Source organism: Agriterribacter sp., from assembly GCF_035445465.1.
Taxonomy (GTDB): domain Bacteria; phylum Bacteroidota; class Bacteroidia; order Chitinophagales; family Chitinophagaceae; genus Agriterribacter.
This window is the reverse complement of sequence record NZ_DAOMQT010000014.1, coordinates 25,167-41,079: the sequence shown is the minus strand read 5'-3', so window position 1 is coordinate 41,079 and position 15,913 is coordinate 25,167. Positions and strand designations below refer to the sequence as shown.

The 15,913-nt window shown below is 44.9% G+C and carries 10 protein-coding genes and 1 pseudogene; 4 read left to right on the top strand and 7 right to left on the bottom strand.

Annotation, left to right across the window (positions count from 1 at the left end):
• Positions 1–7: 7 nt before the first annotated feature.
• Complete coding sequence (locus tag PLE34_RS09510; RefSeq protein ID WP_324556217.1) at positions 8–940, bottom strand: SDH family Clp fold serine proteinase; 933 nt, start codon at positions 938–940, stop codon at positions 8–10.
• A 4-nt stretch (positions 941–944) separates the two neighbouring features.
• Complete coding sequence (locus tag PLE34_RS09505; RefSeq protein WP_324556215.1) at positions 945–1,145, bottom strand: hypothetical protein; 201 nt, start codon at positions 1,143–1,145, stop codon at positions 945–947.
• A 307-nt stretch (positions 1,146–1,452) separates the two neighbouring features.
• Here PLE34_RS09505 and PLE34_RS09500 point away from each other — a divergent pair, with 307 nt between their 5' ends.
• The 3 genes and pseudogenes from PLE34_RS09500 to PLE34_RS09490 all read left to right on the top strand — a co-directional run bounded on the left by PLE34_RS09500 (position 1,453) and on the right by PLE34_RS09490 (position 2,230).
• Positions 1,453–1,662: a type ISP restriction/modification enzyme gene (locus PLE34_RS09500; protein ID WP_324556213.1), complete on the top strand. Its 210-nt coding sequence runs from the start codon at positions 1,453–1,455 to the stop codon at positions 1,660–1,662.
• Between the two features lie 33 nt (positions 1,663–1,695).
• Positions 1,696–1,914: pseudogene (locus PLE34_RS09495) on the top strand (ORF6N domain-containing protein); the annotation flags it as partial.
• 193 nt (positions 1,915–2,107) lie between these two features.
• Positions 2,108–2,230, top strand: a complete 123-nt coding sequence (locus PLE34_RS09490; RefSeq protein ID WP_324556305.1) for a hypothetical protein — start codon at positions 2,108–2,110, stop codon at positions 2,228–2,230.
• A 3-nt stretch (positions 2,231–2,233) separates the two neighbouring features.
• Here PLE34_RS09490 and PLE34_RS09485 read toward each other — a convergent pair whose 3' ends face one another.
• From PLE34_RS09485 to PLE34_RS09465, 5 genes are all read right to left on the bottom strand, one after another.
• Complete coding sequence (locus PLE34_RS09485) at positions 2,234–3,673, bottom strand: DUF1501 domain-containing protein (RefSeq protein ID WP_324556211.1); 1,440 nt, start codon at positions 3,671–3,673, stop codon at positions 2,234–2,236.
• Between the two features lie 168 nt (positions 3,674–3,841).
• Entirely contained in the window at positions 3,842–6,313 is a 2,472-nt protein-coding gene (locus PLE34_RS09480; RefSeq protein ID WP_324556209.1) for a DUF1549 domain-containing protein, read from the bottom strand.
• Between the two features lie 272 nt (positions 6,314–6,585).
• Positions 6,586–9,681 (bottom strand): glycosyl hydrolase, encoded by a 3,096-nt coding sequence (locus PLE34_RS09475; protein ID WP_324556207.1) that lies wholly within the window; start codon positions 9,679–9,681, stop codon positions 6,586–6,588.
• A 194-nt stretch (positions 9,682–9,875) separates the two neighbouring features.
• Complete coding sequence (locus PLE34_RS09470) at positions 9,876–11,303, bottom strand: arabinose isomerase (protein ID WP_324556205.1); 1,428 nt, start codon at positions 11,301–11,303, stop codon at positions 9,876–9,878.
• Positions 11,304–11,405: 102 nt separating this feature from the next.
• Entirely contained in the window at positions 11,406–14,558 is a 3,153-nt protein-coding gene (locus PLE34_RS09465; protein WP_324556204.1) for a glycosyl hydrolase, read from the bottom strand.
• A 354-nt stretch (positions 14,559–14,912) separates the two neighbouring features.
• On the opposite strand from PLE34_RS09465, the gene PLE34_RS09460 reads away from it, so the two are divergent.
• Entirely contained in the window at positions 14,913–15,794 is an 882-nt protein-coding gene (locus PLE34_RS09460) for an AraC family transcriptional regulator (RefSeq protein WP_324556203.1), read from the top strand.
• Positions 15,795–15,913: the final 119 nt, after the last annotated feature.

Sequence of the window (15,913 nt, the reverse complement as noted above, 5' to 3'; positions counted from 1 at the left end):
GCTATGGTTATTTTTGCCCTCCAGGAAGTTGAATCGGCATAGCCATCTGTACTGCTTCGTTTTCTATATAAGCAACACCTATCTGGTTTTCTACTATTTTCGATGCCCTAGATTGCGAAAAAGTATGCATAAAGGCATGGTGTGTTGTAAGAATATGATCCTGTAATTCATTATCAGCTTCCATATCAATTATCGAAACGCCAATATCTGAACACTTTGCTTTTGATATGTGCCTTGCATGGGATTTTTGTGTTTTATGATCGCTAAACTCCTTTAATATCTTTTTTGCTTTAGCGCCATCTCCACCACACATATTCCGGGTAAGCCAATCTTCAGCTAACTTTTCAGACCAATCAATGGCATGTTGACAGCCCCCCAAAAAGGTCGGATGATACTTTGATATAATCACCTGCCATAAAGGTGCTGAACTGGGATTAGCTCTTATGTCTTTTTTTGCCTGCTCAAACTCATCAAGAACAGCCTGACATGCAACTCCTCCCATTTGCGGGTCAATCGGTCCCAGGTTGGATTGTTTACCCATCATTATTTCCTTACAGGATAACGCTATAAGCGTTCCGGCAGACATTGATATTTGAGGAATGATTGCCCGGATATCTTTTCCAAATATAGAATGCAAATAATCTACTATACTTTCAGTGGCTGCCAGATCACCGCCTGGTGTATGTAAAATGAGATCAAGTCCTTTTTTCCGGTCAAGTTTATGTATATTGACCATAAAAGCATTCTTGTCTTTATCATTTACTATTACATCTGCAGGATTTCGTCCCTGAAGCCAGCCGGAATAATAAGCAATTACATTTCTTCCTGTCTTTTCACTGATTTTAGTTAGGTATTTTCTCCGAACTGTATCAAGGGAAGATTTATTACCCTTCTTATTTTCATCTTGAATTTCTGCTAATACTTCTTTCCAATTAGGCATGTAGCTACTGGCTTATGTAGATGGTGTTGGAGGACGTAGCTCCCGAAGAGGTTTCCCTGTACATTGAAAATTTCACAAAAAAGTCTCCCGGTGCAGCCCATTGTTGCTGATTACCATGATAAACAGGCGCCTGAAACCCTTTCATGACTTTGTTATATTCCTTTTCAAAGTTTTTGGGCTTTTGCTTTTTTGTTGCTTTGTCCATAAAGTTTGTTTGAGGAGTGCAAAGTTACGAATTCTCATAGAGTAATGGTTGTACAAGAATATAAATTATCTGCCAAATCTCAAAATCAATTTGATTTGGGGCCGGAGGTCTTGCTCATCAAACATTTCAAGTCAATTAACCCTTCATAAACCGGTCGGGTATTGGGAAAGGAAATCGAGGAACAGGAAAGAATCTTTTGTATAAATTGAAGTACGGCGTGAGACACCCATGGTCAGTCGAAATAGTTCTAATTTTCAAATTAACTATAGCAATATCCCATGCAAAGAATAATACTCCTGCATGAATTATGGTCAACGGCAAATCCGCCATTGAATGGATCATGGAACGCTACCAAATAACCACGCATAAGGAAAGCGGCATCACCAACAATCCCAACGACTGGGCTACCGAACACAACCAGCCACGCTATATTTTAGATTTGCTTTTAAGCATCATCAATGTAAGCGTACAAACGGTGGATATTGTGAATGCGCTACCTGAAGTAAAGTTTGAATAAAACAGGATTTACGAAGTACGAGGCGAGCGTATAATGCTTGACTTTGACCTTGCCGGATTATACGAGGTAGAAACAAAGGTTTTTAACCAGGCCGTAAAGCGGAATATAAAGCGTTTTCCTGCTGATTTTATGTTTCAGCTTACCCGGGCGGAATGGAATAGGTTGAAGACTCTGGCAATAGGACAAGATGTTGAGATACAAAGCATTGGAAGCAACTGGTCACAAATTGTGACCGGTTCACAAAAACACCGTTCAAAAACTGCCTTACCTTATGCCTTCACCGAGCAGGGAGTAGCCATGTTAAGTGGCATACTGAATAGCGACCGGGCGATAAACATGAACATTGCCATAATGAGGGCCTTTATAGAAGTGCGCCGGATATTGTTACAGCAAACTGATATAAAGGAGCAATTACGCTTAATACAGGAACGCATAACCGGGCACGATGTGCAGCTCAGCCAGACCTGCCTACCGCAGGCAGGTTTACGACAGCATCGAAAACCTGCTGGATGAAAAAGCGGCTCAACGTACATGGGATGACAGGGAAAGGATCGGGTTTAAAAAATAATCCCTACACCTTAATCAGCAAATCCTCTACTATTTTTCCATCGCCATCGGGTGTGGTATAAAAAGGCCTTTTCTCCACTTCGTAATTAGTATCAGGTGGAATGCCCAGGGTATGATAAATGGTTTGATGCACCTGGTCAATCTTTATAGGATTCTCAATGGTTTTACACGGCCGTTCATCGGCTGTTTTGCCGTATACAAATCCTTTCTTAATGCCACCGCCAAACATCAGCATTGAGCAGCCATCCGTAAAGTGACGATGCATGCCATAGAACTTCATATCGTTCAAAATGTCGGGCTGGTTTACCTGCTCCTGTACTTTAGCATCGGGCCGCCCTTCCACCATCATATCCCGGCTGAACTCACTGGCTACAATGATCAGGGTGCGGTCAAGATGACCGCTCTTATCCAGGTCTTTTACTAATTGCGCAATGGGGCCATCTACCATTTTCTTCATACCCACCATACGCGTGTGACCGTTTTCGTGGGTGTCAAATCCCATAAACGGTTCATATTCCGTGGTAACGCTAATGAACCTGGCGCCCTGCTCGGTAAGCCGCCTTGCCAGCAAACAACCCAAACCAAAACGACCTGTATTATACACATCATACACTTCTTTGGGTTCTAAGCTCAGGTCAAATGCCTTCGCCTCGGGCGAATTGAGCAGCATATAGGCCTGCTCCATAGATCTTTTAAGGGATTCTTTCTGGTAATCGCTCCCCAGGTCGCCTATCGCACTTTTGCTGATCAGGTCGTTATACAACTGGTTGCGTTTCTCAAAGCGCTTGGCATCCATCCCTACGGGCGGACGAACACTCTCCAGTCCCTGGCTGGGATCGGGGATTAAAAACGGACCAAATTCATTACCCAGAAAACCGGCAGTATGAAAAGCTTTTAATTCTTCCGATTCGCCAACGGTCATCCGTTGCCCTATATCAATGAACGCGGGGATCACCGGGTTCTTGGGACCCAGCTCTTTAGCTATCCATGCGCCCATATGCGGAGCGGCAACGGTTTGAGGCGGTTCATAGCAGGTATGCCAGTGGTACTGGTGCCTGGAATGAAGGATGTGCCCCATGTCGGCAGCTACGTACGACCTGATCAAAGTGCCTTTATCCATTACACTGCCAACAGACTGCAGCCCGTCGGAAAACCGGATGCCTTCTAAAGCAGTAGGAAAAGATTCAAAGGTACTCAGCACCCGGTTGCCTTCCAGCCCGTTTTCGTAGGGCGTATATCTTTTGGGGTCAAAAGTTTCGGTATGTGCCATGCCGCCGGCTAACCACAATAATATAACCGTGTCGGCGCTGGTATCCGCCGCTATCTTTCTACCTTTTCCGCACCCGGTTAACAGGCTGGATACCGGTGCACCTGCCGCCAAAGCAGCAAGCGTTGCCGCGCCGGACTTTTTAATAAATTCTCTCCTGTTCCAATTGGCTTTCATTATCTGCATATTTTAAATGGAGTATTCAAATCGTTTTAGTTATTTTTTTAAGATACCGGCTTCTGTATTTCATGGCATCTTTGTTGCGTCGCAATCACTTCAACAGTTGTACCGGTGGCATCTTTCATTTATACAAAATCATCATCCCTCCTTTCCTGCAAAACATTCCTAATAGATCAACTGAAATTCGGGATGCAGGGTCATCGCCCACAAAAAGTCCTGCACTGCTGCCTCAGTGGGTGTTTTGCCCAACGCTTTCAGCGCCACCAACTGCTCATCTGCTGCCGGCGGCCTCCCCAACGTGTTCCGGTATATTTCAGTTACCATTTTTTGAGGGTCGGGGTATGCCTGCTTCCATTTTTCCGCGGCACGCGCTACTGCATTATTGAACCTGTCGCCATTGGTAAGCTCAAGCGCCTGCAGCAGGTTAGCCTGCGACAAGCGGCCGGTGGAAACGGTTTCGCGGTTAGGGCGGCCCAACGCCGTAAGATAAGCATCATTTTTAACCAGCGACGCCCGGGGAAAAGGAATCGCGGCTTTAATATCTTCCGGCAACAATTTATACACAATAGCGCTGTCGCCATATACGGGCTGAATGGATTTACTTACCGCATCGGTAAACTGTTCTGCGGTTAGCCGTCTGCGTAGCATGCCTGTAAATGTATAATCGGGTGCAACAATCAGCTCCGCTTCCTTTATGCCTACCGACGGTAGTTGATAGGTTTTGGAAGTAATAATTTTATAGATAAGCTTTTTTACATCATAACCGGTTTCCACAAAGTTAGACGCAAGCCAGTCTAACAAATCCTGGCTCCAGGGTTCATTGTCCATTACATCCACAGGCTCCACAATGCCGCGCCCCATTAGTTGCGCCCACATCCGGTTAACAAGGGTGCGGTACAATCTTCCATCTTTAGGCTGTACCAAGTAATCGGCCAGTTGCTTCAATTTCTCCTGTGGAATGGCGTTGGAGTCTATTTCTCCCAATTGTTTGTACAATATGCGGGTAGGCGCCATTTTGCCCGTAGGCTTATCACAACGGTTAATCTCCAGGGGGCTCTCGGCAAATACATTGGCAAACGCGTAAGAATCTTCCAGTTTCCAGTCGCTCACAAAGCTGTCGTGACAGGATGCGCATTTCAAATTGAGACCAAGGAAAACCTGCGAAACGTTTTGCGCCGCCTGCATTTCTGTTCGCTGGCTGGAATTAATGGTACCACGCCATTTAATACCTGCTATAAAACCTTTTGATTTTTCATCAGGACTGATCAGCTCCTTTACAAAAGTATTATAGGGTTTATTATCACGCAGGGAATTGTATAACCACGCTGTAATATCATAACGGCCACCTGTTATATAACCGGTACCGCTGTAATCATTGCGCAACGCATCGTTCCAGAAAGTAAGCCAGTGCTGGGCGTAATCGTTGTTACGGCTAAGCAGGTTGCTTACCAATACTTCCCGTTTATTTGGCCGGCTGTCACTGATAAAAGCGTCTACCGAATCAGCAGCAGGCACCAGGCCAATTACATCTAAGTACACCCTACGTATATACGTGCGGTCGTCTACTTTTTTGTTCCATTCAATTTTATGCTTTTTAAAATAGTCGTTTACAAAAAGATCAACGGGGCTCGTTAGATCGCCCGTAGCGGCAGGAATTTCAGGCATGCGGGGTTCCAGTGCGGCCACACGGTAAATACTTTTTAAATCGCCCGTAGGCCATGGCGCACCCTGTTTTATCCAGTATTCAATAGTAGCTATCTCCTGCGGAGTGAGCCCCTTTCCCTTGGAAGGCATGGCTTCCTTATGATTACGGGGCAACTTAATCCTTCTTACCAGTTCACTTGTTTCAGGGCTGCCGGCTACAAGCGCAGGTCCATCTTCCCCTCCTTTGAAAATAGCTTCTTTTGAATCAAGCCTTAAATCCCCTTTTTGCTTAGCCTCTCCATGGCAATTGGTGCAGCTATGCGCAAAAATGGTACGGATCTGCAGGTTTAATTCCTGTATCTGTGTTTCACTTAAGGGGCCTGTTTGATTAGCCAGTACAAATGTGGGCTGGTTAACCGCATTAGCGGGTTGGGAAGATGGCAATACACTGGTCAAATAATCTTCGCCATGCGTTAAGGATGCGCCATAGTGCCCGGCCACCGTTACGCCCGCTACCGTTAGCGTAAGGAATACCTTTTGTATACGCCGTGATCTTTTGAAATAGGTATAGGTGGTGATAGCCGCCAGCACCATAGTGGCAATTCCGGTCCATTGGTGGATGGGCAGTATATCTCCCCCGTATTCTTCCGTATTAATGAGCAGCAACCCAAACGCAACCGATATAACAGATGAAATCGTTCCAATAACCATCAACACCCTGATGGCAGGACCAAAATCATTCGATTTTCTTTTCCAAACCAATAATTCCAGTAACCAGGCTACAACTAACAGCCCAATAGGAAAATGTACAACCAGGGGATGTAATCTTCCCAGGAAGGTCCAAACCCAAAAAGGCGTTCCGGAAGCTATTTCCGTTTCATTGGCAATAGCGGGATGCACCATAACCGAAAGCAAAAGCAGTATGCCAGCAGCTTTAAAATAACCTGCCTTCAAAATTTCTTTACATTGTATTTTTATGGTTGTCTGGCTCATCAAAATCTAAATATTACAATCGTTATATAAATTATCAATACACTAAAAAATGAACTACCTCAACAGTGCATCATAGTAGACACGAAACACCGCAACAGTTTCCTGCCTCAAAGATAGCTAAAAGTCTTACCCTGCCTGCACTTCCCGAATAGCATAAGGCATTTCATTCAACCACTTTCAGCAATAAAATGTAACCCCGGTAAACACTCCGGCAAGATACCTTTTAAACCGGTGCTGCATATCCTGTTCCATCCTGTTGTAATCATGATATATTAAAATTCTGTTTGTTTAATCGTTACCGGCCCTATAAGTCCGGATTTCAATAACGGCGCATCTTTTTTATAATGTTTGAAAGTGGTAAATGTAAATCTGCCACTTGTTCGCGGCGTTCCCTGCAGCAGCCATTCGGGCCATTGCCCGTTCTTTATTCCGTCATCCGGTAATTGCTCATCACCAATTAAACGGTTTGGCCATAAGTTGGCTATCGCTATCTCCAGTTCGTTTCCTTCCTGTTTCACCACTCCTGTAATATCCACCTGCCAGGGCGCCGTCCATATTACACCCAAATCTTTACCGTTAAGCTTTACCCGCGCCAGGTTTTTAACTTCTCCCAGATCAAGAACAATACGTTCTTTTTTATTTCCCGTACCTGTTTCCAAAAGATCGAAGCGCTGGCTGTAAACCGCTATTCCCGAATAGTATTTTATTCCTTCCTCGGGGCGGGTTGTCCAATCTTCTAACTGATCGAAGATTATTTTTTCCGGCCCTCCCCATTTGGGATCAAAAGACACGGTCCATGCTGTATTTAATGTGGCGATGTTTTTGAACTCCGGGAAATTCTCCTTTCCCGGAACAGGGGCTGTTGCTTTACCCTTTTTGAAAACAATAAAGAAACTTTGATGAGGTTCAAATTGCAAAGGGATGCTGGTTTGACCATTACCCTGCATAAACGCAGGCAGGCTTCGCATTTCTCCCGTAACGGGATCCCAGAGCTCGGGACTGCTGTTATCACATCTGAATACAGCATCCGCCTGTAAAGGTTCATCGGTTTTATTGGCTACAAAATAAATATCCCAGCCCGGCGCTGTACGGTGTGTGTAACGCAAATCGCCGGCCCATTCAAAGTCTTCGGGCAGGTTCATATTTTTTAGCAACTGGGCAGTTATGTTATATAAGGGGTAAAGCCCATCAGATTTTGTGCTTATACCTGCGCCCCATAATATTTTTCCTTTACCATATATGCGTTCTGTGTAAACAGGCGGAACTTCCAGGCTGCCCCATATAGTACGTGACAATGTTTTTACCTCCTCATCGCAGCCCGGGTACCCTGTTAAGCCAGGCGATTTAACAGGCGGAGAACCCACTATGATAGCTCCTTCATATACCAGGGTTCTGATCTTTTCTAATAAACGGGGGGTCATTGTTTCCACATCCGGCAGCACTAATAATTTATAAGATGCTCCTCCCGGAAATACCACCTGGTTATCCTTAACGCTTGCGGTAAGCAACTGCCCCGGAGAACATCCGTCAAAATTATAACCTCTCCTGTCGCGCACCGGTTCTTCGCCGGTAAGCGCCGATGAAGGTGGCCTAAAAACATGCGGGGCGCCTTCCGGTGTTAGATATAAGATATCCGCCACGGCTCTGCCCTGCTGCAACAGGAACTGGCAGCGTGAAATATAACGGTGATAATCCGCTACCATCGGCCACCAGGTTTGATTCCTGTCCCAATGAATGCCATAAGGTCCCATCGTCATACCGGGGCGTAAGCTATCTGCCAAAGACTGGCTTTGAAAAGTATGGTATACAAAGCGGTTGATGCCGGTTGCAAAAGCCCAGTCGCCCTGTGCTTTCATGGAACCGGGATGCTGCTTCCATCCTTCATTTTTTTCGGCGGTAAATGCTTCTGCAGGAACAAGCGGTTGCCCGTTTACATGCGCAACAGAAACAGCTTCGATACAGCTGAATGAAGTATTATAGCCGAAATCCTTACTCCAGAATTCACACATCGGCACATCTGCAACAGCGCCCAGCTCAAGATCGGCATTAGGGTTCATATCATACGGCTCTATAGACAAGCCTAAGCCATGACGGTGGCTGTATTTTTTAACCTGCCCGGCATGGTATTCCAATACCAGTTCCTGCCCTGTTTGCCGCAGGTCCCATAAAAAACGTTCGCTGATCTCCGGGCTTTCTACAACAACACCATTGTATACCGGATAAAAAGGCAACGGATCATACCCTCTTCTTTTTATAAATTCCGTTCTGAAGTTTTTTGTCCAGTTTTGCGCCCCCATCTCCCAACTGTCCATGTGCAGGAATTTCAATCCGCCTTCCTTTCTCCTAGCAGGCTTTCCGATCTTCCTGAATATCCGTCCCGTGTATTCATCAAGATGATTGTTTAAAGCAACCGTATCAAACTTATCTGCTTCAAACCCTAAGCCGGGAAAAGGTGCAGGCCGGGTAACCGCGCCATTGTTGCGTCTGCCAAACCGCATAATGATCCAGTTGCCCCGTGGCGGCTCCCAGTCTAATGTTCCATCGGAGTGTAATTTACCGGTGAGATCTATTATTTCACTTTTTGAAACAGCGCCGCCGGCAGCAACATTCCCGGTATCTGTAAAAGAAGCTAAAAAAGACTTCACACCGGCAACAGACGAATAAGGTGCACGATAGTACAGCGCTTTTTCATCAATATCTTTTATTGTATCATTTCCTGCGGGCTGAGGAAATGCCAGCACAGCAACATCTTCATAAAAGTCCTGCCATTGCTTTTTCAAATCAGGGGTGAATCCGCCTTCTCCAAAAAACGGTCTTCTGGGAGGAGGAACCGTGAGCTTTATTTTTTTGTTTTCATTTCCTGTTATTACTATACTTTCCGATACCAGGTGCTGCATAGATTGTTCAGGAGCAACCCAGGGGCCGCCGCTTCCCGACCACCCGGGGCCTATGCCCAGCGTCATGGCAATGTTCAGCCTGCGGCATTCTTTCTCAGCATGTGCAAATAACGCAAGCCACCGGTCGCTTAAAAAATCAACCCTGCCGCGCGGCACGCCAACATTTACTTCAAGAAAAATTAAATTGCCAATGCCTGCTTCAGCCATAGATTCCAGGTCTTTCGTCATACCTTCCTCCGATAAATTTCCATCCATAAAGTACCAATATACCCCGGGCTTGGCTGCATCAGGCGGCTTTACAAATCCGGACCGCAGCGCCTGTATGCCCGATATATCTGCTTTATCGGAACCGGTTATTTTTTTATTGCATCCATACCAAAGGAGCACAATAACTGAAATAAAAACAGTTCCTAATTTGCTATTCCGAAGTAAAAACATAAGCCCGTCTTTAAAAATACTGTTCAAGATCATCTCATTCCCAATTTTGGATATTTGTCGCCGGTTGATGTTCTCACCAATAGGGGCGGCATAGTGTTAAGCCAATCAAATGATGCCTGTGTGTTACCGTGAGACGGGAGATAATAAAGGTGAAAGGGAGTGAACAGGCAATAGTGAATTCACCATTCACCTCTCACGTCTTTCGTCTCACGTTTCACTTCTCTTCCTCAGCATACCTGTACCGTCTCTACTCCAAGCAGCTCACCGAGTTTTTTGATCTTTGATGCAATATGGCCAATCCCTATCGCACAATGATGGGCTGGCCCATGCACATTCCATTGCTCCACAAACTGCCGTGCGCCAACAGGAAAGCGATAACGGCTGTTGGTGTTGCCGATTTCCAGTATAGGCCCCGGAACGGATTCTGCCTCCGCAACCAGAAATAATAATTTTCCATCTCTTGTTTCCACAACCGACAGCAGGGTTACGGCTCCATAGCGTACCGACATTTCTACAGAAAGCCCGTTGCCAACCTTACCATGATATACCCGCAGAGGCTTTACTTTTATCTTTCCTTCCGCAATTGCCAAATGACCGGGGCCGTCATGCCCCATCAGCACCACATCATCATTAAAGTCCATAGCATAATATTCTGTAAATGATCCGCCAACGCCAAAGCTGTCCATTATTTTCATAGCCTGTGCATTCTTGATCTCGTATTCTCCCGCTACCGGCACGCCATTGGCGGTAAGCAGCGAATTACCCAGTATAACAGAACTCATGGTATCTTCATTTTCAGCATTACCGGTTCCTTTATGATAATACGCCATTGAGCCCAGCCCGTATTTTTGCACTAACTGATCGAGCGCAACCGATGTCCGCGCGGCCCGTTCCAGCTCAAATGCAGAACAATCAGGCTGCACATCAAACGCTTCTGCAAATATTTTCAATCTATCTTTTATCTCCTGGCCGGTTACCTGCCGCCGGATAAAAGAAAGCTCGTCTGCCTCAATGATCTGTATATGCCCGCCCAGTACCGCACAATGCAAGGTGAAATTGGAATAAATATCCAGCATGCCCCCATAATAATTACCCATCACACCCAGGTTATTGTGATACATGATATTGGCTACTTTGGCCGCCGCTATCCATTCTTCTATTGCTTTCCATACTTCAGGATCATCGTGCAGCATGCCGGTAACCTGGTAAAAAGGAATACCCGAACGGTTGAACACACTGGCTATCTCCGGTACAGGGCAGGCCGAACAATAGGCCAGCCACTCTCCTGTCATCCGGGTACGGTCATTCAGTCTGTTGAACCATTCATAATCTATAGCCGCTTGGGGCGACAGGTTGAGCACGATCACAGGTACCTTCGCCCGCTTTACTACCGGCAGCACCGTAGACGATAAGGCATAGGTAGTGACATATAAAAATATAAGATCTACATCCTCTGTACGAAAGCAGTGCCCCGCTTCAAACGCTTTGGCCGGGGTATCTATTAAGCCCATGTTAACCACTTCGGCGCCAAATGTTTTTAGCCGGCCGGCAACAACATCCACATAACCTGAAAGCCGCTTCTCTAATCCCTCAAATTGCTCCCAGTACGCTTCAAGTCCAATTCCAAACAATCCAATTTTAAGTGCGGGAGTCATTGTTATGATTTGATATTTTTCATCTAAAGTTTGCCCGGTATGTATTGCCTGCAGACGGCATCCCTGCAACTTCATTCATTTTTAACACAACGGATAAAGCGCTCATTTATTTGCGTATTGCAGTAATTGAAAATCACTCATCAGTCCGTAATCATACGTATCGTAAGCCTCACCCGGGGGATATGATTTTATATTCCACCAATGCCCCGGCCCAACCATACCTGGTTTGGGCGTATTATGGTGGGGGCCCAACAGGTTTTTCAGGCTGCCAATTACCTCAACTTCCACCCGGTTAATGCCTTTCTTCAGGTATTTTGTAACGTTCAATGTATTGGGCTCCGAAAATATAATACCTGCAGGCGTGCCATTTACCTTTACAGCGGCCACTGTTCCTTTCCATTCTCCCAGTTGAAGCTCAAACTGGCTGCCTGTTTTTTCGAGGTTGAAATCTTTAACGTAGCTCACGCCAAATCCATATAATGGCAACCCCTGCTCCTTCCAGCTTCCCGGCTGTAGCGGTTTTGGAGGTGCAATCTGCCACCCTTTATCTGCCGGTTGCAGGTTAAAATCGCCAAGAATATATATGGGCTCAATTTCCGCATATACACTCATGGGATTTGCAGTAACGGATATGGTATTGTCGCCGGTTTTCAGATACGCGCCGATCTGCAGTACACCAAATGACCGGTCTAACCACCACGTCCCTGCAAGCGGCTTTACCGGTTTGCCGTTCACTTTAATTTCCGTCCACAGGCTTCCCTGTTCTACCACAGCGCGGAATTTTTCAAAGTTTACCTGTTTGTCAATCGTGAAATGATAAGTAGCGGTAAACCCTGTTCCTTTGGGAAAAGTATCTCTTGCAATAATGTGATCTTTAAACTGTACCTGGTGGTTCCACGGATTCCTGTTAAAACCATGATGCATAAATACCGCCCTTGACGCCGCGCCCACATGGGCATCTGCCAACAGGGTATCGCCAAACCGCACATCACAGAAATCTATCATCAGCGTATTTTCTGCCGGGCGAATGGTTTTAACACCCGATCCTTTCATTACCGATTTGTTCTCTGCAACCACATAACGCTGCAATCCCTGTTGCTTTTTACCGGAAATAAAAAATAGCAAACTACCGGCTGGCGGAATATTAAAGCTTACCGCTATTTTATCTAACTCCTCCTGCTCCGGATAGTCTGATATTTTCCCGGTATCAAGATCCATCAGCAACGCATCCTTTCCTTTTATACGCACGGTTCCTTTTGCGGGCAACGTCATGCTGGCATTAGTAAGAAAGAGTATCTGCCCATCGTTCATGATCCTGCGGTGGTGATACAAATCGCCCCCGATAGTATCCCCTTCATTTGGAGCGATCTGAAAACCATCCTGCCCGAACTGTTGTTCTATAATGGATGAATTGAGTGCTGTGAACTGAAGAATATGATCTTTGGGCGCATTAAAATACTGCAATTCATTTTCCAGGGCGCCATCGAGCCTTTGCAGTTTGTTGAACAATATTACTTTCCCGCCCGCCGCTGCATACGCTTTCAGCAATGCATAAGTACCTTTGTCTATATTTTCCATTCCCGGCGGTATAACTACGGTGCTATAGGCCCGTTCACCAACTATAAATTTCGTACCCTCCGTTTTCCCGTGATCCTGAATAATGTTCTCTGAACCTAAATCATATTCCACCTGCGCTTTCTCAAGCGTGGTTATAAATTGCTGGAAACGGTTCCCTATAGCGCTTAATCCTTCATGCTGCTTTCCCGGGCGGGCATACATCCAGGCCGAGCTTGTGGGCTCAATAATTAAAATATTATGCTGTTGCTTGCCCTGCGACATCACAAAGGATAAGCGTGTAAAGTACTCATTCTGCGCTTTGTAATACGGCCACCAGGGCGTATGATAGGAAAAGCTTTGCGGATAATCGTATTTCCTTGCCCCGGTAAGCGTCATCATGGAAAGGTGCTGGTTTAAAAAATTAACGCCCAGCACATACTGCCAGTCGCCCAGCCGTTTCATGTCTTTAAAAGTAAGCTCCCAGCCGCCTCCGCCATAGGTTTCACTAAGCGTTCTTTTTTTGCTGAGCTGATTGGCTACACTGGATAGTTCTTTTACCGAACGGATATTCCCAAACTGCGCATTGGGGCTTTCTTCATTAAACTGGTTGAACAACATATCAATACCCGGTTGCTGGTGCCAGGCATACATGGCCATATTATCAGGTCCTTCCCCCGGGTGCGGCCATCCGTGCTCCCAGTAATGACCCGTCCATTTCAGGTTATGTTTTTCGGTATAAGCATACATCGGCTTCGACCACCGGTCAATAAACAATTGCAAAAGGGTTTGCTGGTAATTGTGTCTTATTTTTTTCCAGTCGCCCGTTTCCTCAAAAAGAGAAGGAAGATGCGCCTTCAGGTCGTATCCCCACTTTTGTTGAAAGCTGCTGAAAAGATCAGGTGTCCAGCGCACATTTCCTGCACCATGCGAGGGGATGCTGGGTTCATCCGAAAATAAGCCGGGAACCGCTTTCCCAAATTCATTGCCGGCAATCTTTTCATATCCCTTCATGGTTACTTCAAGAAACTTTTCGGTAACTCCTTTCACCATAAGATCAACATAAGGAAATTCCGGAGGACCAACGGTACCGGCCTGTTTTTGATAAAACGCTTTTTTAAAAAAATAATATTTCCCTTGTTTTGCTCTTTCCTGTTCCACCGCAGAAGTTATATCAATAAAACTCCCATTCTCTTCCTTCAGGATAATAAAAATATCACTAACATCAGGAGGCAATGCATCTCCTTTTGTTAAATGCAGCATTTGCCCCTGGTTATACGATTCCGGCATCTGGTCGGGCACATTGCCGCCGGCGAAGCCCGAGGGGTAAGAATTTTCATCATATATCCACACATCCAGTCCCAGTTCTTTTCCTTTTTGTATAGTGTACTGATATAAGCTGAACCAATCCGCAGATAAGTATTCCGTAATAAGTCCCGGACGGGGATGCACCATTACGCCGCCAAACGCATTTTGTTTGAATTCCTGCATCATGGAGTCAATGATCGCTTTGGTTACTTTAGTATGCCACACCCATAGGGGCGCACTGCCGTATGCTTTATCCGGGGATATAAATCCTTTTTGCAAATATTTAAACGTATTGCTATCTGCATTATCCCTGATCATTTGTGAACTGCCATGAAATGGAGTTATGATTGTTGCCAGAAGAAATACTGCCGTGTATAATAAATATCTGATCATAATAAAATATTTAAAACCACTTATAAAATCATTATCTTAATAAGACAATGCAAATAACACGCACCATTTCTAATTTGTAATGCGGCGTTATTTTGCATTGCTCTATTTTCCGGTATGAAAGTATCATGAAAAAAATTAAAAGGAGATACACAATTTGATATTTCAGATACGCATCCTGATATAAAATTTTTATGCATGGTACAACCATTACCAATAGCGCGGCGCGAAGTTGAATGCAAAAACCGGTGGCCGGCTGTATTAAATACAGGTTGTAAAAAGCAGTTTAATAAACACATAAAGAGATACACAATTTGATATTTCAGATGTACATCCTGATATAAAATTTTCCCGCATATGATCAATTATTACAAATATCTCCCCACCAGCATAGAGGATGAAAACTGGGGATTGCATGTATTAAATGCCGGTTGTAACAGGATCAGTAAAAAAGAAATTTATCCTTCTGTGCAGCATCCCGCACATCATTATTTTGACTGGGGAAAAGGCCGTGTGTTTGATGAGTACCAGGTCATTTACATTACAAAAGGCGAAGGTATTTTTGAATCTGCAAGCTGCAGAAAAAGCATTATAAAAGAAGGAACAGTGCTGTTGCTGTTTCCCGGAGAATGGCATCGTTTTAAACCCAATGAGCAAACAGGATGGGATGAATACTGGGTTGGCTTTAAAGGCCCCATTATGGACAATATCGTACAACAGAAATTTTTCAATCACCGCAAAGCGGTATTACCTGTTGGCATTCATGAAAGCATAATTCATTTAATGCTGGAGATCATTGAAAAAACAAAAAATGAAAAAACGGGCTACCAGCCAATGGTGGCGGGCATTGTGCTGCATTTGCTCGGACAAATTCATTCCCGTATCAAACAAAATAATTTTAAGCCGGAAGATATTACCGAATCTATTATTCATAAAGCAAGAATTATTTTCAGAACGAATATTGACCGTGATATTTCGATAGAAAGTATAGCGGAAGAGCTGAACGTAAGTTACGCATGGTTCCGGAAAGCTTTTAAAGCTTACTCCGGCATCGCACCGCATCAATACCTGCTGCAATTAAAAATTGAAAAAGCAAAAACACTGTTAGCCGATCATTCCAAACAGGTAAAGGAAATAGCCTTTAGCTTAAACTTCAAATCCTCTTTTTACTTTTCAAAACTATTCAAGGAAAAAACAGGTCTTTCGCCCGAACAGTTCAGAAAAGCGATGCACCGGTAAAAGAAAAAAACAACACGGCAGTTGAACGTATACCTATCTTAAAATGAAAGGCAAAGCCGTGAGGCATCTTCCTGCTAAATGACGCTTTTTCTAACAGGAAGGTACAGGATGCAGGCACA